We start from the raw sequence: 20,453 nt of genomic DNA, 5'->3' as shown, positions 1-20,453 counted from the left end.
GGGCACCTCAGCCCGCCACGGCCGCTTCGGGCGCGGTCTCGTCGATCAAGCCGGAGCGCATGGCCACCTGCCGGTCGCAGCGCTCGGCGAGCGCCGGGTCGTGGGTAACGAGCACAAGTGTCGTGCCGCGCTCGCGCACCGTCTCGAACAGCAGATTGGCGATTTGCCGACCGGTGGTCTGGTCGAGATTGCCGGTCGGCTCGTCGGCGATCATGATGGCGGGCTCGGGCGCGAGCGCGCGGGCGATCGCCACGCGCTGCTGTTCGCCGCCGGAAAGCTCTCCGGGATAGTGGGTGAGGCGCTCTTTGAGCCCGACCGCGGCGAGTTCGCGCTCGGCCAGCCCGAACGGGTCGCGGTGGCCGGCAAGTTCCAGCGGCACGGCGACGTTTTCCAGCGCCGTCATGTTGGGGATCAGGTGGAACGACTGGAAGACGATGCCGATGGTGCGCCCGCGAAAGGCCGCCACCTGGTCCTCGCTCAGCCCGTTGAGCGCCTGCCCGGCCACGCGCACGGTGCCACTATCGACCTTCTCCAGCCCGGCGATCACCATGAGCAGCGTCGACTTTCCGGAGCCGGACGGGCCGACCACCGCCGTGGATTGGCCATCTTCCACGGTCAGGCTGACGCCCTTGAGCACATGCACGGAGGAGGCGCCCTCACCGAGCCGCAGGGAAACGTTGTCGAGTTCGATGACGGGTTTGGGCACGGGTGGAGCGTCCTATATGAGGAATAAACCGGGCGTGGTCCGGCAGATATGGGTCGAGTTTCATGGCATTCAAAGCTCTGGGCAAGATTTTCAGTGCCCTCGCGTCGCTCACGAAAATGTCATCGGTGCCGGTTCTGGCGCTTTTCCTTTGCATCGCCACGCCCGCGGCGGCGGAGCCCTTCCGCATCGTCGGATTCGGCGACAGCCTGATGGCCGGCTACCAGCTTGCTCCCGGCGAGAGCTTTCCGGAGAAGCTCGAAGCCGCGCTTCGGGCGCGCGGCCACGACGTGACCGTCGCCAATGCCGGGGTTTCGGGAGATACGACCAGCGGCGGGCTTTCCCGCCTCGACTGGTCGGTGCCGGAGGAGACGGACCTTGTGATCCTCGGGCTCGGCGCAAACGACATGTTGCGCGGGCTTTCGCCGGAAAGCACAAAACAGAATCTGGAGACGATGATCGTCCGGCTGCGGGAGCGCGGCATGGCGGTGCTGCTCGTGGGCATGTATGCCGCGCCCAATCTGGGGCCGGACTATCAGGAGGCGTTCGACGCCATCTATCCGCGACTGGCGCGGGAGCACGAGCTGCCGCTGGTGCCGTTTTTCCTCGAGGGCGTGGCGGCCAACCGCGCGCTGCTGCTCGAGGACGGCATGCATCCCAATGCCGAGGGCGTGGACGTGATGGTGGAAAATGCCCTGCCAGCGGTCGAGCGAATCATCGCGGAGGAAAAATCCGGTGCTTGAGGAGCAGGTGCCAGAAAGCGCTTGCTCCTGTGCCCGATCGATGATTCGCTAACCAAGACATATCGAGATTCGAGGAGGTTGCCATGCCGCGACTGTTCACCGCCCTCGAGATTCCGCGCGATGCGGCTTTGTCGCTTTCGCTTCTGCGCGGCGGCCTCCCGGGAGCCCGGTGGGGCGATGTCGAAAACTACCATCTTACCCTGCGCTTCATCGGTGATGTCGAAGGCCACGTGGCCGACGAGGTCGCCAATGCGCTGGACCGGGTGCGCCGGCCCTCCTTCTCGCTTACGCTCTCAGGGGTCGGCGCGTTCGGTCAGAAGAAGCCGCACGCGGTGTGGGCGGGTGTTGCGGCCTCACCGGATCTCTACGCCCTCCAGGCCGAGATCGAGCGCATCTGCCGCCGCGTCGGTCTGCCGCCGGACCCACGCAAGTTCACCCCGCACGTGACGCTGGCGCGGCTGAAGAACGCCAGCCCGCGCGATGTCGCGGCCTATCTTTCCGCGCGCGGCAACTTCGCCGCCGCGCCCTTCCGGGTGGGGCGGTTCGTCCTGATGTCCTCGCGCGAATCGATTGGCGGCGGACCCTATATCATTGAGGAAGCCTGGCCCTTGCTGCGGGCCGAGCCGGCGCGCTCGGAAAGCCTTGCGGCAAGCGCTTCAGACGCTTCGTGGAGCGTGCGGTAGACCGCGGCGAAGCCGTCGTCCGCGCCGTAATAGGGGTCGGGCACGTCGTCCGGCCTGCCAAGCGCATAGTCCAGGAAAAGATGGATGCGCGCGCTGGCCTTCGCCGGCGCCAGCTTCTTCAGTGCGGCGACGTTGGAGCGATCCATTCCGAACACCAGGTCGAAACGCAGGAGATCCTCCGGGCTCACCCGCCTTGCCCGCTGGCCGGTTATGTCGAGGCCGAAACGGTGTGCGGTGGCGATCGCGCGCGGGTCGGGCGGCGCGCCGATGTGCCATGCGCCCACGCCTGCCGAATCGAGGTGGAGGGTTTGCGCGAGCCCGTGTTCGGCGGCCACGGCGCGGAAGATGCCCTCGGCCAGCGGCGAGCGGCAGATGTTGCCGAGACAGACGAAGAGAATGGCGGTCGGCCGTTCGCCAGGTGGCGTGGAAATGCTGTCGGTCATGACGGAGAGGTAGTGAATTTTGCGATTTCGCGCAAACCTCGCTTAAGGCGGTTGCCGGCCGAAAATCGTACTCGCCGATTACAACGAACAAAAAAACGCCGGTACGGCATTGGCCTGTACCGGCGCTGATCCAGTTCGGGATCGTTGCCCTGCGTGGCTGGGCGGCGAGCCGCCCGGAGTTGGTTCGATCCGGCCACGACCCCGTGGGCGGGGGGGCTTGGGGTACGGAGCCGTCTCCGGACCGAACCGTCTCAGGCAACGGGTGTGATGCTGGCTTCTAAATCAGGCGGGAGCTTGGACAGAAAACGGCGAGAATGGGGCAGGCGATCACCAAATCCGACACCTTGTCTGCTTTCGTGATGGCTGCTCGCGCAGCTCCCCATTTTCCGGTGGGGTTGCAATTGCTGCCTTGCCGAGCCACCTTGATTCATAAAATTGTCACAGGGATGCGAGCGCGACATGACCGATTTCGGAAGCGCGGGGGAGGATGGCGACGACTCCGGAAATCTCGTATGGCTGAGCGAGGCGCGGCGCGCCCGCAACGACCTTCCGGTGACATTCGACCGGCGGGAGTTGAACCAAATCCTGCGCCTCTACGGACAGATGGTCGCCGCCGGTGAATGGCGCGACTATGCCATCGACCATCTGAAGGACAGGGCCGTCTTCTCCGTCTTTCGCCGCACCAGCGAAGTGCCGCTCTTCCAGATTGTGAAGAACCCAAAGCTGGCGCGCAAACAGGGCGCCTACAGCGTGATTGCCGCCAGCGGGCTTATACTCAAGCGCGGGCATGAACTCGGCCGCGTGCTCGCCGTGTTCGACCGCACGCTTAAGCTCGTGCGGGCATAGGCACTACGCGTTCCCCCTCAAAGGCCTTTGCGAAACATCCTTTCCGGCAGGGAATCGGGATCCGGGGCGGTGGCCGCACCGCCGTTGAGGCTGAGCTGCATGAAAACCGTATCAAGCCAGCGCCCGTGCTTGTAGCCGCTGCCTTCGAGCACGCCCGTGTGGCGAAAGCCAAGCGCCTCGTGCAGCCGCACGGAGGGGCTCAAGGGTGAGCCGTCGCCGATGACCGCGGCGACCTGCCGGAAACCCAGCCTTTCACATTCCTCGATCAAGACCGTAAGGAGGCGCCGGCCGATGCCCCGGCCCTGCGCGTGCGGCGCGATATAGACCGAATCTTCCACCATGAAGCGGTAGGCCGGCCTGGTGCGGAAAGGACCCGCATAGGCGTAGCCGAGCACCTGGCCGCCTTCTTCCGCCACCAGATAGGGATAGCTGTTGCGGACGAGTGCCTCCCGGCGCGCCGCCATCTCTTCTTCGTCAGGCGGCGTCAGCTCGTAGCTCGCCGTGCCCGTCTCCACGGCGTGGCGGTAGATGCGCGTGATCGCGGGAAGATCGGCGGAAGCGGTCGGCCGGATGAGCAGTTCGGTTTGTCTGTCGGTCAGCATCGTGGCATTCATTGCAGACCGATGCGCAAAAGAAAAGGCGGCTCGATGGCCGCCTGGATAGTGTCGAATGGAGGCGGTTCAGATGCCCAGCCCCTCGTAGCGCTTCTTGAAGCGGGAAACACGGCCACCGCGGTCGACAAGAGCCTGCGAGCCGCCGGTCCAGGCCGGATGCGTGCGCGGATCGATGTCGAGCTGGAGCGTGTCGCCCTCGCTGCCCCAGGTGGAGCGCGTCTCGTATTCGGTGCCGTCGGTCATGACGACCTTGATCATGTGATAATCGGGGTGAATGTCGGCTTTCATCGGTCTATCCTGAATGGTCTGCGCATCGGCGCGTTTGCCGGCGTTCCGTGCGGCAATCTCGCCCATGACGAAAACTTGAAGCCGCGGCCAAGGAGGGCTACGGCTTCGAAAAGGCTCGCGTGCCTATACATCAGGCGCCCGAGCGAGACAAGGCCGCCAAGCCTGAAACTTGGAGGCGACGCCGGAAGGAAACACAATGGCCGAAACAGATGCCGTGCCGGTGGATAAGGCGCGGCGTTCCCTCGAACCCCTGCGGGAACTGGTGCCGTACGTGCGCCGCTACCGCGGCCTTGTGGCGGGTGCGGTGGCTTTCCTGCTTCTGGCTGCAGCCGCCACGCTGATGCTTCCGCTTGCCGTGCGGCGGATGATCGACCATGGCTTTTCCGAATCCGACGGAACCTTCATCACCAACTATTTCTCCATGCTTCTGGCGGTGGGTGCAGTGCTCGCCCTCGCTTCGGCGCTGCGCTACTATTTCGTCGTCACGCTGGGCGAGCGCGTCGTGGCAGACCTGCGGCGCGACGTCTTCAGCCATGTCACGCGGCTGTCGCCGTCGTTCTTCGACAGGGCGCAGTCCGGCGAGATCGTCTCGCGGCTGACGGCGGACGCGACGCAGATCAAGGCCGCCGTCGGCGCAACCGCCTCCGTCGCGCTCCGAAACATCATCATGGGCGTGGGCGCCCTGGCGATGATGGTGATCACCAGCCCGCGCCTTTCGCTGCTTGTGGTGGTGGCCATCCCCTTCATCGTCCTGCCGCTGATGGCCTTCGGCCGCTCTGTCAGGCGGCGTGCGCGGCACGCGCAGGACACACTGGCCGCGGCCAGCGCCTTCGCGGGCGAGCAGATCGGCGCGGTCAAGGTCCTGCAGGCCTTTACCAACGAAGATAGCGTGGCCGGCCGGTTCGGAGAGGCGGTCGAAGCGGCCTTCCGGGCGGCACGCGCTTCCATCTCCGCACGGGCGCTGCTGACCTTCCTGGCGATCTTCACCACCTCCGCCTCCGTCGTCGCGGTGCTGTGGGTCGGCGCGCAGGACGTTCTGGCCGGAACCATCACGGCGGGCACGCTCGGACAGTTCCTGCTTTATGCAGTCCTGGCGGCCGGGGCGCTCGGCGCGTTGTCGGAGGTCTGGGGCGAATTGGCCCAGGCGGCGGGTGCGGCGGAACGCATGAGCGAGCTTCTCGTGGAAAAGCCGGCGATCGCCGCGCCCGACAAGCCCGTTCCGCTGCCCGAGCCCGCGCGCGGTGCCGTCGCCTTCCGGGATGTCGATTTCGCTTATCCTGCGCGCCCGGACAGCGCGGCGCTGCACGGTCTGTCCTTCGACGTCGCGCCGGGCGAGACGGTGGCCATCGTGGGCCCGTCGGGTGCGGGCAAGAGCACGATCTTCTCGCTTCTCCTGCGCTACTACGATCCGGGAGGGGGCGCGGTGCTGGTGGATGGCGTGGACCTCAGGCAGGCCGACCCGCGCGCCGTACGCGAACGCATGTCCATCGTTCCGCAGGACGTGACCATTTTCGCGGCTAGCGCGGCTGAGAACATCGCCTTCGGCCGGCCGTCTGCGACGCGGGCGGAGGTGGAGGCGGCGGCGAAGGCCGCGCTCGCGCATGATTTCATCATGGCGCTGGAAAACGGCTACGAGACGCAAGTCGGCGAGCGCGGCGTGATGCTGTCGGGCGGCCAGCGCCAGCGCCTGGCGATCGCTCGTGCGATCCTGCGCAACGCACCGATCCTGCTCCTCGACGAAGCGACCTCGGCGCTCGACGCCGAAAGCGAGATCCTGGTTCAAAGGGCGCTCGAGGGCCTGATGCAGGGCCGCACGACGCTGGTCGTGGCGCATCGTCTTGCCACCGTCCTGAAGGCCGACCGCATTCTCGTGATGGAGGGCGGCCGGATCGTCGAGGAAGGCGATCATGCCGATCTCGTTCGCCAGGGCGGCATCTATGCGCGGCTCGCCAGCCTGCAGTTCGAGGCGGGGGCGGACGTGTTTCGCGGCGCGGCGGCGGAATAGGCGAGGGGGCAGACACCGGACGCTTTCGATGCACAGGTTACCAAAAAGGACGCGGTGGTCCCGTGTTCCGGATAACCCGCCGGTGGTGCCTTCAGCCCCGTTTCCGTGCCGCCAGCGTCCTCAGCCGCAGCGCATTGAGGCGGATGAAGCCGGCGGCGTCCTTCTGGTCGTAGGCGCCGTGGTCGTCCTCGAAGGTGACCAGCGCGTCGGAGTAGAGCGACTTGCCGGAGCGGCGACCCGTGACGATGACATTGCCCTTGTAGAGCTTCAGCCGCACCTCGCCCTCGACGTCCTCCTGGCTCCTGTCGATCAAGGCCTGTAGCATCTCGCGCTCGGGAGAGAACCAGAAGCCGTTATAGATGAGCTCCGCATAGCGCGGCATCAATTCGTCCTTCAGGTGCGCAGCGCCGCGGTCGAGGGTGAGCGATTCGATCGCCCGGTGCGCGGCGATGAGGATCGTGCCGCCGGGCGTCTCGTAAATGCCGCGCGATTTCATGCCGACGAAGCGGTTCTCCACCAGATCGAGGCGGCCGATACCGTTGTCGCGGCCGAGATCGTTGAGGGCGGCGAGAAGTGTCGCCGGCGATAGCGCCTCGCCGTCGAGCGAAACGGCGTCGCCGCGCTTGAAGCCGATGGTGATCTCGGTCGGCTGGTCCGGCGCGTCGAAGGGCGAGACGGTGCGCTGATGCACGTATTCTGGTGGCTCCGACCAAGGGTCTTCCAGCACCTTTCCTTCCGAGGAGGAGTGCAGGAGGTTGGCATCGACCGAGAACGGCGCCTCGCCCTGCTTGTCCTTCGGCACGGGGATCTGGTGTTGCTCGGCGAAGTTGATGAGGTCCGTGCGCGACTTGAAAGTCCAGTCGCGCCACGGGGCTATAACCTTGATATCCGGATTGAGCGCGTAGGCCGACAGCTCGAAGCGCACCTGGTCGTTGCCCTTGCCGGTGGCGCCGTGGGCGATCGCGTCGGCGCCGGTCTCGGCGGCGATCTCGACCAGCCGTTTCGAGATCAGCGGCCGGGCGATCGAGGTGCCGAGCAGGTAGGTGCCCTCATAAAGTGCGTTGGCGCGGAACATCGGAAAGACGAAGTCGCGGGCGAATTCCTCGCGCAGATCCTCGATGTAGATCTCCTTGATGCCCAGCATCTCGGCCTTCTTGCGCGCCGGCTCGAGCTCGTCGCCCTGGCCGAGATCGGCGGTGAAGGTGACCACCTCGGCGCCGAGCTCCGTCTGCAGCCATTTCAGGATGATCGAGGTGTCGAGCCCGCCCGAATAGGCGAGAACGACCTTCCTTATGTCTTTGTACGTCGCCATTCTCTTTTCCGATGGTGCAAAGCCCGGCGCGGCCGGGCCCGAAATTGCGCCGCACTATTATCAGGAAAAGCGAGAGGAGCAAGGCCGGGCGGTTCGGCGCGGCCTCTTCCCGACCGGCAGGGCCGGCGTCTACTGGCAGTTCTGGATGGAGTCGAGCGCGGCGGAAATGCCGAGGAGGGAGAAGGTGTAGCGGGTGGTGTTACCGCGGGCGGAGGTGGCCTCCACCTTCATGTCGGCGCCGGCCTTCATCGCCGAGACGAGCGCCGGCTCCTCGGCCGCGTTCTCGAGCCAGGCCGAGCTGTCCTGGGTGAACATGGTGAAGGAGCGGTCGCCGACGGACACCGTCACCTTGGAATCTTCCCGGAGACTGTAGCCGGCGATGAACTGGGGCTCATAGGCAACGTTCTGCCCGGGCTTCTGGCTGACGAAGAAGAAGATGTCGCCGTGGTCCAGGCTGGAGGGCTCCTTGCTTTTCGGAACGCTCATCACGTAGCAGACCTTGCCGTTGTCGGACTGGTAGCTGTAGGTGCCCCAGTCACGGTGCTGGCCGACAGCCGTGGCCTGCGCGAAGGCCGGTCCGGAAACCGCGACGGCGCAAACCAGAAGAAGCGATGAGAGAATTCCACGCATTGTCCTGACCGTTTGTTTGTCTGCTGAGTCCTGAAGCGCACGAGTCTGATTGCTTCAGTTTTATTTAATTTTGGTTACCAAAGGGTGATGCCGCCGGAGAAACCGCCGTTTTTCGTCTGGATGGGCCACCGGCGCGACCCTGTACCCCGATGCGACTTTGAATCGGAGAAAAAGGCGAGAGTTTGACTCCCTGTCTGAAGCGGAAGGACGGCCGGTGCACAGCCCGGCCGCCGACCGTCCCGGCAGGGGCTCAGAGTTCGTCGATATCCTCCAGCGCCCGCCTGGCCGCTTCGCGGTGGGCAGGGGTGATGTGGGCACGGACGGTGCCGAGCGCGGCCATGAGCACCGCGATGTCGTCGGTAAAGCCGAACCCCACGAAGAAATCCGGAATCGTGTCCAGCGGCAGGATGAAGTAGGCGAGGGCCGCGAGCAGGGTGCCACGCACCCGTGCCGGTGTTTCCCGATCGAGCGCGCAGTAGTACCCGGCGACCACCTCGTCCATGAATGGGATCTGGCGCGCGGCTTTCCTGGCGGTGTGCCAGAAGCGGCGGCGTATCCGTTCCTCGCGGCGGCGGTTCTCGCCGTCGCCGGCAGGGGTCAGAATGGCGTTGATCTGTGTGTTTTCCATGGGTTTGCCTCGCCACCACATATGGTCGGCGAACCGTCTTTGTGCAACGGGGGCATTTTTGAAGATCGCCGGAAGCTGGCGTGCGGACCGCGACCGTGCGCTCCGTTATCGCCGAAAAGACGCAAGGATCGGCTGCGTAGAGGGAAAACGATGCAGAATTCTTCTGTAGAGGCGCAAAAATCTGGTATTCAAGGCAAGGACATTGCACTGTGACGATGCTACCTTCGCGCCGGGATAACCGTGATGGAAAGCGGCACAACAAGGTCGACGGGGCTTTACGGGCGTAATAAGCTCATCCTTGAACGGCCTGGGGAATAAGAACAAGGAGTGCGTCTTCGCGGCGACATTCCAGGGGAGTACCGCAGGATATGGACTATTTTCTCCAGCAGCTTATCAACGGGCTGACGCTGGGTTCGATCTATGGCCTGATCGCCATCGGCTATACGATGGTCTACGGCATCATCGGCATGATCAACTTCGCCCACGGCGACATCTTCATGATCGGCGCCTTCATTTCCCTTGCCGTCTTCCTGGTGCTGACCAGCGTCTTCGGTTTCGCCTTCCTGCCGGTCGTGCTGCTGATCGTGCTGATCGTGGCGATGCTGTTCACCTCCGCCTGGGGCTGGACGGTCGAGCGGCTCGCCTACCGGCCCTTGCGCGGCTCCTTCCGCCTGGCACCGCTGATCACGGCTATCGGCATGTCGATCGTGCTGCAGAACTTCGTGCAGATCACGCAGGGCGCGCGCGTCAAGCCGTTGCCGCCGCAGATCCAGGGTGGCGTCACGCTGATGGAGGGGTCCGGTGTTATCGGCGACATCGTGGTGCGGCTTTCCTATATGCAGATGATCATCATCGTCATGACGGTGGTGTTGATGGCGGCCTTCACGCTGCTGATCAACCGCACCGCGCTCGGCCGCGCGCAGCGGGCCTGCGAGCAGGACCGCAAGATGGCCGCCCTTCTCGGCGTCAATGTCGACCGCACCATCTCGCTGACCTTCGTGATGGGGGCCGCGCTCGCGGCGGTGGCCGGCCTGATGTTCCTGCTTCTTTACGGCGTCCTCGATTTCTACATCGGCTTCCTGGCCGGCATCAAAGCCTTCACGGCGGCGGTGCTCGGCGGCATCGGCTCACTACCCGGGGCCATGCTGGGCGGGCTCCTGATCGGGCTGATCGAGGTCTTCTGGTCCGGTTACTTCACGGTCGAATACAAGGATGTCGCGGCCTTTTCCATTCTCGCCATCGTGCTGATCTTCCTGCCCTCCGGGCTGCTCGGCAAACCCGAAGTGGAGAAGGTGTGATGACAGGTGAAACGGGGATGCCGGCATCCACCCAGAAGCCGGTGGGCGCGCAGGCGGAACGCGAGGCGCGGGCGGCGGCGCCGCGTACGGTCCGGGCGGCGCCGACGACCAACCGATTTGCCGATTCCCTGCGCGACGCCGCGGCTGCGGCGTTCCTGGCCGCGGTGCTCGGCTTCTTCCTGATCGGAATACGCACCGACATCGCACCCGGCGGGCTGGACCTGACGACGCGATGGGGCGCGTGGATCGTCTCCATCCTGGTGGTCTTCGCCGGCAGGCTGGCGCTCAGCCTCTTCGTCTTCAGGGCCGACCATCCGGTCACCCAGACGCTCGGCGGGGCGTTGTCCAGCGTGATACAAGCCGTGCCCGGCGGGTTCGGCAAGTGGCTGGCGCGGGCTCTGCTCGCCTTCGCACTCGTGCTGCCCTTCTTCTTCACCAACTTCTTTCCCGGGCGCGACCGGCAGTTCATCGACCTGGCCATTCTCATCATGACCTACATCATGCTCGGCTGGGGGCTGAACATCGTGGTGGGCCTCGCCGGGCTGCTCGACCTTGGCTATGTGGCCTTCTACGCGGTGGGCGCCTATTCCTTCGCGCTTTTGGCCCACTATTTCGAGATCGGCTTCTGGAGCGCCCTGCCGCTCGCCGGCATCCTTGCGGCGTTCTGGGGGGTCATTCTCGGCTTCCCCGTGCTGCGGCTGCGCGGCGACTATCTTGCCATCGTCACGCTCGCCTTCGGCGAGATCATCCGCGTTGTTCTGTTGAACTGGTACCAGTTCACGGGCGGCCCCGACGGCATCTCGGGTATTCCCAAGCCGACCTTCTTCGGCCTGGAGCTTTCGCGCGGCGACGACGGCTTTGCCGCCTTCTTCGGCATCGAGTACGATCCGATCCAGCGCTTCATCTTCCTCTACTATATCATCCTCATCCTCGCCCTGATCACGAACCTAGTCACCATCCGGCTGCGAAAACTGCCGATCGGGCGCGCCTGGGAGGCGCTGCGCGAGGACGAGATCGCCTGCCGCTCGCTGGGCATCAACACCCGCAACACCAAGCTGACTGCGTTCTCGATCGGGGCCTTGTTCGGCGGCCTGGCCGGCTCGTTCTTCGCCACGCGCCAGGGCTTCATCTCGCCGGAAAGCTTCACCTTCCTGGAATCGGCGATCATCCTGGCCATCGTTGTGCTGGGCGGGCTCGGGTCGCAGATCGGCGTCGTCATCGCCTCGGTGGTGATGATCGGCGGCATCGAGATGCTGCGCAATCTCGGCTTCCTCACGCATGTCTTCGGACCCGGTTTCGACCCGGTCCAGTACCGCATGCTGATCTTTGGCCTGGCGATGGTGTTCATCATGGTGTGGAAGCCGCGCGGCCTGATCTCGACACGCGAACCCTCGACCGTGCTGAAGGAGAAGAAGCGCATCGATGCCGGTATGGTTGCACAGGGTGAGGGGCACTGATGGCGGCTGAGACGAAAGCGGCACCCAAGGCGTCCGTGCGCAACTGGGAGCAGGATCCGATCCTCTCCGTCGAGCATCTGACCATGCGCTTCGGCGGCCTGGTCGCGGTGGGCGATCTCTCCTTCGACGTCGGGCGCGGCGACATCACCGCCCTTATCGGGCCCAACGGCGCCGGCAAGACGACGGTCTTCAACTGCGTGACGGGTTTCTACAAGCCCACCGAAGGGCGCATCGTCATGCGCCACGGTCCCGGCCGGCTGGACGAGATGGTCAAGGCCGTTACCGACAGCGGCCTGCGCTGGAAGAAGAGCAGCCAGACGGGCGTTTTCCTGCTCGAGCGCATGCCCGATCATGAAATCTCCCACAAGGCCAAGGTGGCGCGCACCTTCCAGAACATTCGCCTGTTCGGCGGCATGACTGTGCTGGAGAACCTCCTGGTGGCCCAGCACAACCCGCTCGTGGTGGCTTCCGGCTTCACCTTTGGCGGCATCCTCGGCCTGCCGGGCTACCGCCGCGCCGAGCAGGCGGCCATCGACAAGGCCGTCTACTGGCTGGAGCGGACGAGTCTGGTGGATCGCGCCGACGACCCGGCCGCTGACCTGCCCTACGGCGCCCAGCGGCGGTTGGAGATCGCGCGCGCCATGTGCACCGGTCCGGAGCTCCTGTGCCTGGACGAACCGGCCGCGGGGCTCAACCCACGCGAATCCGCGGAGCTGAACGCGCTCCTGAAGTTCATCCGCGACGAACACGCCACCTCCGTGCTTCTGATCGAGCACGACATGGGCGTCGTCATGGAGATTTCAGACCATATCGTCGTGCTCGACTACGGCGAAAAGATATCCGACGGCGATTCGGAGAAGGTGCGCACCGACCCGGCCGTCATCGCCGCCTATCTGGGTGTCGAGGAGGAAGAGGAAATCGACGTGCCCGAGGTTCTGGAGGACGTCGCGGAAGCGGTCGGGGATGCCGGCGGCGTGGCCGTCAAACCGAAGCCGGCGGCGAAGAAAACCGCGACGAAGAAAACAGATGCCGGCAAGACGGCAGCGAAGAAAACGCCCGCAAGCACCGCGTCCGCGCGCACGCGCAAGAGAACCAAGAGCGGCGGCCAAGGAGGGGGCTCATGAGCGGCGGTGCCGAAACCCTGCTGTCGGTGCACGGGGTCGAAACCTATTACGGCAAGATCGTCGCCTTGCGCGGCGTGGACTTGGAGGTCCATCGCGGCGAGATCGTCGCCATGATCGGAGCGAACGGGGCGGGCAAGTCGACGCTGATGATGACGATTTGCGGCGACCCCAAGGCCCGCAAGGGCCAGATCGTCTATGACGACATGGACATCACCGCCATGCCCACGCACGAGATCATGCGCCTCGGCATCGCCCAGTCACCGGAGGGCCGGCGCATCTTCCCGCGCATGACGGTCATGGAAAACCTGCAGATGGGCGCCTCGCTGGTCGATCCGAAATATTTCGAGGACGACCTGAAGCGTGTGTTCGACCTCTTCCCGCGGCTGAAGGAACGTATTCACCAGCGCGGTGGCACGCTTTCGGGCGGCGAGCAGCAGATGCTGGCGATCGGCCGGGCGCTGATGAGCCGGCCGAAGCTGCTCCTTCTGGACGAGCCTTCGCTCGGGTTGGCGCCGCTCGTCGTCAAGCAGATTTTCGACGCCATCCGCGCGCTCAACGAGAGCGAGGGGTTGACGGTGTTCCTCGTCGAGCAGAACGCCTTTCACGCGCTCAAGCTCGCCCATCGCGGTTATGTGATGGTCAACGGCAACATCACCATGAGCGGCACGGGCCGGGAGCTGTTGCGCCGGGAAGAGGTGCGCGCGGCCTATCTCGAAGGTGGGAGGCACTGATGGAGAACGAGAACGCACTCTTGTGGGAAGTCACCTTCTGGGAGTTCTTCTTCGTCACCGTGCTTTTGGCAGGCGGCGCGGCCTATCTGACGGGGCGCGCCATCGCGCGCGCATGGCAGCCCAATCTGCAGCTTTTCGTGTATATCGTGCTCTTGGCCGCGGCGGCTCGCTTCATCCACTTTGCGCTGTTCGGGGGCACGCTCCTGACGCTGCACTATTACGTGGTCGACCTGATCGTCCTTTCGGCGATCGCTTTTCTGGGAAAACGCATCACGCGCGCGCGTCAGATGACGACGCAGTATCGGTTCCAGTACGCAGGCACCGGCTTTCTCAACTGGAAGGCGAGAGGCTGACGCGAAACATGGGTTGCCCGCATTTTCACACGCCTCGTGTCGCATTCGGTCCGGACCGGTGACGAGGTAGGCGTGCGGAATGCGGGTTGCCGGCCGAAAGTCTTTATTTCCCTTTGAAATTGGGCTTTCATGCCGGTCAGGCGGGAAAATCCCGCGCGGGCAGAACCGGAAAGCCGAACACCATTTCCGGAATGCACAAGGGAACCTCTGGTGTTTTTCAAGGGAGTAGTCATGAAAAAGACACTGTTGGCCGGGGCGGCGCTCAGCCTCGTGATGACCGGCTCCGCCTGGGCCGATATCGTTATCGCCACGGCGGGGCCGATGACCGGGCAGTACGCCTCCTTCGGCGCGCAGATGAAAGCCGGTGCCGAGCAGGCCGTCGCCGACATCAATGAGGCGGGCGGCGTCAACGGCGAGATGCTGCGGCTCGAGGTCGGTGACGATGCTTGCGATCCGAAGCAGGCCGTGGCCGTGGCGAACCAGTTCGCCGGCGAGGGCGTGGTCTTCGTTGCCGGACACTTCTGCTCCGGTTCCTCGATCCCCGCCTCGAACGTCTATGCCGACGAGGGCATCATCCAGATCTCTCCGGCATCGACCAATCCGTCCTTCACCGACAACCGCCCCGGTCCGGGCGTCTACCGCGTCTGCGGCCGCGACGACCAGCAGGGCGACGTGGCGGGCCAGTTCCTGATGGAGAACTTCCCCGACGCGAAGGTCGCCTTCGTCCACGACAAGACGGCCTATGGCAAGGGTCTCGCCGACGCCACCATGGCGGCCTATGAAGAGGCGGGCGGCACGCCGGCACTCTACGAGGCCTATACGGCCGGCGAGAAGGACTATACGGCGCTCGTCTCCAAGCTGAAGCAACAGGGCGTCGACGTCCTCTATGTCGGCGGCTACCACACCGAGGCTGGCCTGATGGTGCGGCAGATGCGCGAGCAGGGCATGGATACGCTGCTCGTGTCGGGTGACGCGCTGGTCACTGACGAGTACTGGGCCATCACCGGTGACGCTGGCGAGGGCACGCTGATGACCTTCTCGCCCGATCCGCGCAAGAACGAGATCGCCAAGCCGGTGGTCGATGCGCTGCTGGCCGCCGGCAAGACGGCCGAGGGCTACGCGCTCTACACCTATGCGGCCATCCAGGCCTGGGCGCAGGCGGTCGAAGAAGCCGGTTCCACGGATTACGACCCGGTGGTCGAGGCGCTGGACGCCGGCACGTTCGAGACCGTTCTCGGCGAGCTCGAATTCGACGACAAGGGCGACGTCACGCTGCCCGGTTACGTCTTCTACGAGTGGAATGACGGCCAGTACGACTATCTGGAGCAATAAGCCGAAAGGCAGACGCTTGTTCCGGCGGCCCGGCATGGAGACATGCCGGGCCGTTCTCCTTCGGGACGAGATGACGGGGTTTGCACCGGGATGGCGGGCACGCTAAACAATTCCCGAGTTCACACCCGGAGCAATGCCAGTGAAGATCCAGAAACTCCTCGTCGCCAACCGTTCCGAGATCGCCATCCGTGTCTTCCGCGCCGCCAACGAGCTGGGCATCAAAACGGTCGCGATCTGGGCGGAGGAGGACAAATATTCGCTGCACCGCTTCAAGGCCGACGAATCCTATCAGGTGGGACGCGGCCCCCACCTTGAGCGTGATCTCGGACCCATCGAGAGCTATCTGTCGATCGATGAGGTGATCCGGGTCGCAAAGCTCTCCGGTGCCGACGCCATTCATCCGGGCTACGGGCTGCTTTCGGAGAGCCCCGAATTCGCCGAAGCCTGTGCGGCCAACGGCATCGTCTTCATCGGCCCAAGGCCGGAGACCATGCGCCAGCTCGGCAACAAGGTCGCCGCGCGCAATCTCGCGGTGGAGGTGGGCGTGCCGGTGGTGCCGGCGACGGCACCGCTGCCGGACGACATGGACGCCGTTCAGAAGATGGCCGAGGAGGTCGGCCTCCCGGTGATGCTCAAGGCCTCGTGGGGCGGCGGCGGGCGCGGCATGCGCGTCATTCGCGCGGCGGCCGACCTCGAGCGCGAGGTGACGGAGGCCAAGCGCGAGGCGCGGGCTGCCTTCGGCAAGGACGAGGTCTATCTGGAAAAGCTCGTCGAGCGCGCGCGCCACGTGGAGGTGCAGATCCTCGGCGACACCCACGGTACCGTCGTTGATCTCTTCGAGCGCGACTGCTCCATCCAGCGGCGCAACCAGAAGGTCGTCGAGCGTGCGCCGGCGCCCTATCTGGACGAGGCGCAGCGGGCCGAGCTTTGCGGCTATGCGCGCAAGATCGCCGAGGCGACCGATTATGTCGGTGCCGGAACGGTCGAGTTTCTTATGGACGCCGACACAGGCGCCTTCTACTTCATCGAGGTCAATCCGCGCATCCAGGTCGAGCATACGGTCACCGAGGAGGTGACCGGTATCGACATCGTCAAGGCGCAGATCCACATTCTGGAAGGCGAGCGCATCGGGGAGGCGGCGTCCGGCGTGCCGGCCCAGGCCGACATCAAGCTGAACGGCCACGCGCTGCAGTGCCGCATCACCACGGAGGATCCCGAGCAGAACTTCATCCCCGACTACGGCCGCATCACCGCCTATCGCGGGGCGACCGGCTTCGGAATCCGGCTCGACGGCGGCACCGCCTATTCCGGTGCCGTGATCACCCGCTTCTACGACCCGCTTCTGGAAAAGGTGACCGCCTGGGCGCCGACGCCGGAGGAGGCCATCCTGCGGATGGACCGGGCCTTGCGCGAGTTCCGCATCCGCGGCGTGGCGACGAACCTCACCTTCCTTGAGGCGATCATCAGTCACCAGAGCTTTCGCGATGCAAGCTACACGACCCGCTTCATCGACGAGACGCCCGAGCTCTTCACCCAGGTCAAGCGCCAGGACCGGGCAACGAAGCTTTTGAACTATCTGGCCGACGTGACGGTGAACGGACACCCGGAGACGCGCGACCGGCCCCGGCCCAAGGCGGAGATCGCCGCACCGCGCGTGCCTTATGTGGAAGGCGAGGTGCCCGAGGGCACGAAGCAGCGCTTCGACCGTCTGGGACCGGAAGACTTCGCCAAGTGGATGCGCGCGGAAAAGCGGCTCCTGGTCACCGACACGACCATGCGCGACGCGCATCAGTCGCTGCTCGCCACGCGCATGCGCACCTTCGATATCGCCCGCATCGCCGGGGTCTACGCCAAGGCGCTGCCCGAGCTCCTTTCGCTCGAATGCTGGGGCGGGGCGACCTTCGACGTGGCCATGCGGTTCTTGACCGAAGACCCGTGGGAGCGGCTGCAGCGCGTCCGCGAGGCCGCCCCCAACGTGCTCATGCAGATGCTTTTGCGCGGGGCGAACGGGGTCGGCTACACGAACTATCCGGACAATGTGGTGCAGTACTTCGTGCGCCAGGCCGCCGCCGGCGGCATCGATCTCTTCCGCGTGTTCGACTGTCTCAACTGGGTGGAGAACATGCGCGTGGCAATGGATGCCGTGCGCGCGGAGGGCAAGCTGTGCGAGGCGGCCATCTGCTACACCGGCGATATGCTCGACCCGGCGCGCGCCAAGTATGACCTCAAATATTACGTCAAGCTGACGAAGGAGCTGGAAGCGGCCGGCGCGCACATCATCTCTATCAAGGATATGGGCGGGCTCCTGAAGCCGGCCGCCGCGCGCATCCTCTTCAAGGCACTGCGCGAGGAGACGGATCTGCCGATCCATTTCCACACGCACGATACCTCGGGTATTTCGGCGGCGACGGTCCTGGCGGCCGCGGAAGCCGGCGTCGACGCGGTGGATGCGGCCATGGACGCGCTGTCGGGCAACACCTCGCAGCCTTGTCTCGGCTCTATCGTCGAGGCGCTGAAGGGCGACGAACGCGACACCGGGCTCGACATGGAATGGGTCCGCCGCATCTCCTTCTACTGGGAGGCGGTGCGCAACCAGTACGCGGCATTCGAGAGCGATCTGAAGGGGCCGGCCTCGGAAGTCTACCTGCACGAGATGCCGGGCGGCCAGTTCACCAATCTGAAGGAACAGGCGCGCTCGCTCGGGCTCGAGACCCGGTGGCACGACGTGGCGCGCACCTATCGGGATGTCAATATGATGTTCGGCGACATCGTCAAGGTCACGCCGTCGTCCAAGGTCGTGGGTGACTTGGCGCTGATGATGGTCAGCCAGGACCTCACGGTTGCCGACGTTGAGAACCCGGACAAGGACATCGCCTTTCCCGAATCGGTCATCTCCATGTTGCACGGCGATCTCGGCCAGGCGCCGGGCGGGTGGCCGAAGGCGCTGCAGAAGAAGGTACTCAAGGGCGAGAAGCCGATCACCGTACGTCCCGGCTCGCTGCTTGCGCCGGCGGACCTCGAGGGCGATCGCGCGGCGCTCGAAGAGAAGCTCGGCCGAGCCGTGAGCGACTTCGAATTCGCCTCGTGGCTGATGTATCCGAAGGTCTTTACCGACTTCGCCACCGCCACCGAGAATTACGGTCCCGTGAGCGTGCTGCCGACGCCGGTCTATTTCTACGGCATGGAGCAGGAGGACGAGATCTTCGTCGATATCGAGCGCGGCAAGACGCTCGTGATCCGATGCCTTGCGGTCGGCGAGCCGGACGAGAAGGGCATGGTGACGGTGTTTTTCGAACTCAACGGCCAGCCGCGCCGCGTCAAGGTGCCGGACCGGCTGCACGGTGCCTCGGCATTGGCCGTCCGGCGAAAGGCGGAAACCGGGAATGCCGCGCATATCGGCGCGCCGATGCCCGGCGTCGTTTCCGCCGTCGCCGTGGTTGCCGGGCAGGAGATCAAGGCGGGCGACGTGCTGCTGTCCATCGAGGCGATGAAGATGGAGACGGCGTTGCATGCCGAGCAAGACGGCAAGGTTTCCGAGGTGTTGGTGAAGGCCGGTGATCAGATCGACGCGAAGGATCTGCTCGTGGTCCTGCAAGATGGCTGAGCTGGCACTTTGACGCGCCCGTTTAATCGATTTAAATCCGCTTAGAACGAAAATGGTCTGGTGCGACCGGCTCCGCGTGTGTTCCCGGACAGCCTCCGCCTTGCTGCCGCTTCCGGATGACGCGGCGGCGGGCGATTACTCGGCATAATCTCGACCCGCTCCAAGCGCTGCTGCAGGGGCGGCCGACGGTCAAATGATGGACGTTGCATGTCACGGGACGACGCACTTCAAGGCCGCTGGGCCGTAGCGACCTTCTTCTTCGTCAACGGCTTCATGGTGGGAAGCTGGGCGCCGCAGATCCCGCTTCTGGTCACCCGGTTTTCCCTGAGCGAGGCGGTGCTGGGGCTGCTCATTCTCGTCTTCGGCCTCGGGGCTGCGTCGGCGATGCCCGTTTGCGGCTATCTGATCACGCGGCTGGGCTCCCGCGCCGTGATGCGGGTCGCGGGAATTTTGTGCGCCTCCGCGCTCATGGCGGTCGCGGCGGCGCCCAACATGGTGACGCTGGTGGCGGCGCTCATCCTGTTCGGCGCCTTGCTGGGGAGCATGGACATCGCCATGAACGCCAATGCGGTGGTGGTCGAGCGGCGGCTGCAACGGGCCATCATGTCCTCCTCGCATGGCTTCTGGAGCCTCGGTGGTTTCGCCGGTGCCGGCGCGGGCGGTGTGGTGGCCGAGCAGTGGGGGCATCTGGCGCACGCGGGTGCCGTGACGGTCGTTGCGCTGGCGCTCGTGCTTTTGGCTATTCCGAAGCTGATCGTCGAAAACAGGCCGGCGCTGACCGCGGGAGGTGGCCTCAAAGGCTTCCCGCGCAGCCCGCTCATCTATCTGACCGGCGTGGTGGCGCTGTTTTCGATGGTGCCCGAGGGCGCGGTTCTGGATTGGGCGGCGCTTTATCTGCGGCAGGAGATGGGCGCCAGCCTTGCCGCGGCGAGCCTCGCCTTTACCGCCTTCTCGGGCGCGATGGCCTTGATGCGCTTTCTGGGCGATGGGGTGCGCAACAGGCTGGGGGCGGTGGCGACCATGCGCCTTTCCGGCCTCGTGGCGGCCATAGGCATGCTGGGCGCCGGGATCGCGCCGACCCCGCTCGTGGCGACCTGCGCCTTCGCGCTGACCGGGCTCGGGATTGCCAACATGGTGCCCATCGCCTTTTCCGCAGCGGGCAATCAGCCAGGCATGTCCTCCGCCGCCGGTATGAGCGTGGCGACGACGATCGGCTATTCGGGCATGCTGGCCGCACCCTCGCTGGTGGGCTTCGTGGCCGAGTACACCGGTTTGGCTCCGGTCTTTACCGGGTTCGCGGTTCTTCTGGCCATGGTGGTGCTCATGGCCCACCTGATGCGGCCGGCCGACACGATCGCACCGCATCCGGCGCCCACCTCGGACGGTTGACGCCGGATGGCATTGAGGTGCCGGCCCTTCAGGCCGGCCGCCGCGTCATATTCTGCCCATCAATGCCAGAATGAGGATCACGACAAGGATGATCCCGATGATGCCCGACGGGCCGTAGCCCCAGCCTCGTGAATGGGGCCAGGTCGGAATTGCGCCGATGAGGACGAGTATCAGAATAATTATGAGAATTGTGCCGAGCGACATTGCGTCTCCCCTCTCGATATGAGCGTAGCGAGGGGATAACGCGCACCCGGTGCAGCCGGTTCCGAT

At 65.1% G+C, this 20,453-nt stretch carries 20 protein-coding genes; 12 read left to right on the top strand and 8 right to left on the bottom strand.

What is annotated here, in order from left to right; all coding sequences use genetic code 11:
* Positions 1-7: 7 nt before the first annotated feature.
* Positions 8-706, bottom strand: a complete 699-nt coding sequence (locus SIN08_RS18425; protein ID WP_322453063.1) for an ABC transporter ATP-binding protein — start codon at positions 704-706, stop codon at positions 8-10.
* A 62-nt stretch (positions 707-768) separates the two neighbouring features.
* Between SIN08_RS18425 and SIN08_RS18420 the strand changes: the two genes are divergently transcribed.
* Both SIN08_RS18420 and thpR read left to right on the top strand, forming a co-directional pair.
* Entirely contained in the window at positions 769-1,446 is a 678-nt protein-coding gene (locus SIN08_RS18420; protein WP_322453062.1) for an arylesterase, read from the top strand.
* 83 nt (positions 1,447-1,529) lie between these two features.
* Positions 1,530-2,129 (top strand): RNA 2',3'-cyclic phosphodiesterase, encoded by a 600-nt coding sequence (thpR, locus tag SIN08_RS18415; RefSeq protein WP_322453061.1) that lies wholly within the window; start codon positions 1,530-1,532, stop codon positions 2,127-2,129.
* On the opposite strand, the gene SIN08_RS18410 is transcribed toward thpR, so the two are convergent.
* Positions 2,030-2,572, bottom strand: a complete 543-nt coding sequence (locus tag SIN08_RS18410) for a low molecular weight protein-tyrosine-phosphatase (RefSeq protein WP_322453060.1) — start codon at positions 2,570-2,572, stop codon at positions 2,030-2,032. The two genes, thpR and SIN08_RS18410, sit on opposite strands and share 100 nt — an antisense overlap.
* A gap of 459 nt (positions 2,573-3,031) precedes the next feature.
* Between SIN08_RS18410 and SIN08_RS18405 the strand changes: the two genes are divergently transcribed.
* On the top strand, positions 3,032-3,418 hold the full coding sequence (locus SIN08_RS18405; protein WP_322453059.1) for a DUF2794 domain-containing protein: 387 nt from the start codon (positions 3,032-3,034) through the stop codon (positions 3,416-3,418).
* 17 nt (positions 3,419-3,435) lie between these two features.
* Here the strand turns inward: SIN08_RS18405 and SIN08_RS18400 are convergent, their stop codons facing one another.
* Together SIN08_RS18400 and rpmE are read right to left on the bottom strand one after the other, a co-directional pair.
* The gene (locus tag SIN08_RS18400) at positions 3,436-4,020 is read right to left on the bottom strand and encodes an N-acetyltransferase family protein (protein ID WP_322453058.1); all 585 of its coding nucleotides are present in this window, start codon (positions 4,018-4,020) and stop codon (positions 3,436-3,438) included.
* A 78-nt stretch (positions 4,021-4,098) separates the two neighbouring features.
* Positions 4,099-4,320 (bottom strand): 50S ribosomal protein L31, encoded by a 222-nt coding sequence (rpmE, locus tag SIN08_RS18395; protein ID WP_322453057.1) that lies wholly within the window; start codon positions 4,318-4,320, stop codon positions 4,099-4,101.
* A 196-nt stretch (positions 4,321-4,516) separates the two neighbouring features.
* Here rpmE and SIN08_RS18390 point away from each other — a divergent pair, with 196 nt between their 5' ends.
* Positions 4,517-6,325, top strand: a complete 1,809-nt coding sequence (locus SIN08_RS18390) for an ABC transporter transmembrane domain-containing protein (protein ID WP_322453056.1) — start codon at positions 4,517-4,519, stop codon at positions 6,323-6,325.
* A gap of 91 nt (positions 6,326-6,416) precedes the next feature.
* Here SIN08_RS18390 and SIN08_RS18385 read toward each other — a convergent pair whose 3' ends face one another.
* From SIN08_RS18385 to SIN08_RS18375, 3 genes are all read right to left on the bottom strand, one after another.
* The gene (locus tag SIN08_RS18385) at positions 6,417-7,637 is read right to left on the bottom strand and encodes an argininosuccinate synthase (protein WP_322453055.1); all 1,221 of its coding nucleotides are present in this window, start codon (positions 7,635-7,637) and stop codon (positions 6,417-6,419) included.
* A gap of 129 nt (positions 7,638-7,766) precedes the next feature.
* Positions 7,767-8,267, bottom strand: coding sequence for an invasion associated locus B family protein (locus SIN08_RS18380; protein WP_322453054.1), 501 nt, complete (start codon positions 8,265-8,267; stop codon positions 7,767-7,769).
* Positions 8,268-8,517: 250 nt separating this feature from the next.
* Positions 8,518-8,895: a YkvA family protein gene (locus SIN08_RS18375; RefSeq protein ID WP_322453053.1), complete on the bottom strand. Its 378-nt coding sequence runs from the start codon at positions 8,893-8,895 to the stop codon at positions 8,518-8,520.
* A 368-nt stretch (positions 8,896-9,263) separates the two neighbouring features.
* Between SIN08_RS18375 and SIN08_RS18370 the strand changes: the two genes are divergently transcribed.
* The 8 genes from SIN08_RS18370 to SIN08_RS18335 all read left to right on the top strand — a co-directional run bounded on the left by SIN08_RS18370 (position 9,264) and on the right by SIN08_RS18335 (position 20,183).
* Complete coding sequence (locus SIN08_RS18370) at positions 9,264-10,193, top strand: ABC transporter permease subunit (protein ID WP_322453052.1); 930 nt, start codon at positions 9,264-9,266, stop codon at positions 10,191-10,193.
* Positions 10,193-11,650: a high-affinity branched-chain amino acid ABC transporter permease LivM gene (gene livM, locus SIN08_RS18365; RefSeq protein ID WP_322453051.1), complete on the top strand. Its 1,458-nt coding sequence runs from the start codon at positions 10,193-10,195 to the stop codon at positions 11,648-11,650. The genes SIN08_RS18370 and livM overlap by 1 nt, the downstream gene beginning before the upstream one ends.
* Complete coding sequence (locus SIN08_RS18360; protein WP_322453050.1) at positions 11,650-12,774, top strand: ABC transporter ATP-binding protein; 1,125 nt, start codon at positions 11,650-11,652, stop codon at positions 12,772-12,774. The genes livM and SIN08_RS18360 overlap by 1 nt, the downstream gene beginning before the upstream one ends.
* Entirely contained in the window at positions 12,771-13,505 is a 735-nt protein-coding gene (locus SIN08_RS18355) for an ABC transporter ATP-binding protein (RefSeq protein WP_322453049.1), read from the top strand. The genes SIN08_RS18360 and SIN08_RS18355 overlap by 4 nt, the downstream gene beginning before the upstream one ends.
* On the top strand, positions 13,505-13,858 hold the full coding sequence (locus tag SIN08_RS18350) for a DUF6867 family protein (protein ID WP_322453048.1): 354 nt from the start codon (positions 13,505-13,507) through the stop codon (positions 13,856-13,858). The genes SIN08_RS18355 and SIN08_RS18350 overlap by 1 nt, the downstream gene beginning before the upstream one ends.
* A gap of 231 nt (positions 13,859-14,089) precedes the next feature.
* The gene (locus SIN08_RS18345; RefSeq protein WP_322453047.1) at positions 14,090-15,190 is read left to right on the top strand and encodes a branched-chain amino acid ABC transporter substrate-binding protein; all 1,101 of its coding nucleotides are present in this window, start codon (positions 14,090-14,092) and stop codon (positions 15,188-15,190) included.
* A gap of 139 nt (positions 15,191-15,329) precedes the next feature.
* Entirely contained in the window at positions 15,330-18,794 is a 3,465-nt protein-coding gene (gene pyc / locus SIN08_RS18340) for a pyruvate carboxylase (RefSeq protein ID WP_322453046.1), read from the top strand.
* Positions 18,795-19,001: 207 nt separating this feature from the next.
* Complete coding sequence (locus SIN08_RS18335; RefSeq protein ID WP_322453045.1) at positions 19,002-20,183, top strand: MFS transporter; 1,182 nt, start codon at positions 19,002-19,004, stop codon at positions 20,181-20,183.
* A gap of 45 nt (positions 20,184-20,228) precedes the next feature.
* Here the strand turns inward: SIN08_RS18335 and SIN08_RS18330 are convergent, their stop codons facing one another.
* Positions 20,229-20,387 carry a DUF3309 family protein gene (locus SIN08_RS18330; protein WP_322453044.1) on the bottom strand — a complete coding sequence of 53 codons (159 nt, stop codon included), beginning with the start codon at positions 20,385-20,387 and terminating at the stop codon, positions 20,229-20,231.
* Positions 20,388-20,453 lie beyond the last annotated feature (66 nt).

Source organism: Chelativorans sp. M5D2P16, from assembly GCF_034427935.1.
Classification (GTDB): domain Bacteria; phylum Pseudomonadota; class Alphaproteobacteria; order Rhizobiales; family Rhizobiaceae; genus Chelativorans.
This window is presented reverse-complemented; position numbering and strand designations above follow the sequence as displayed.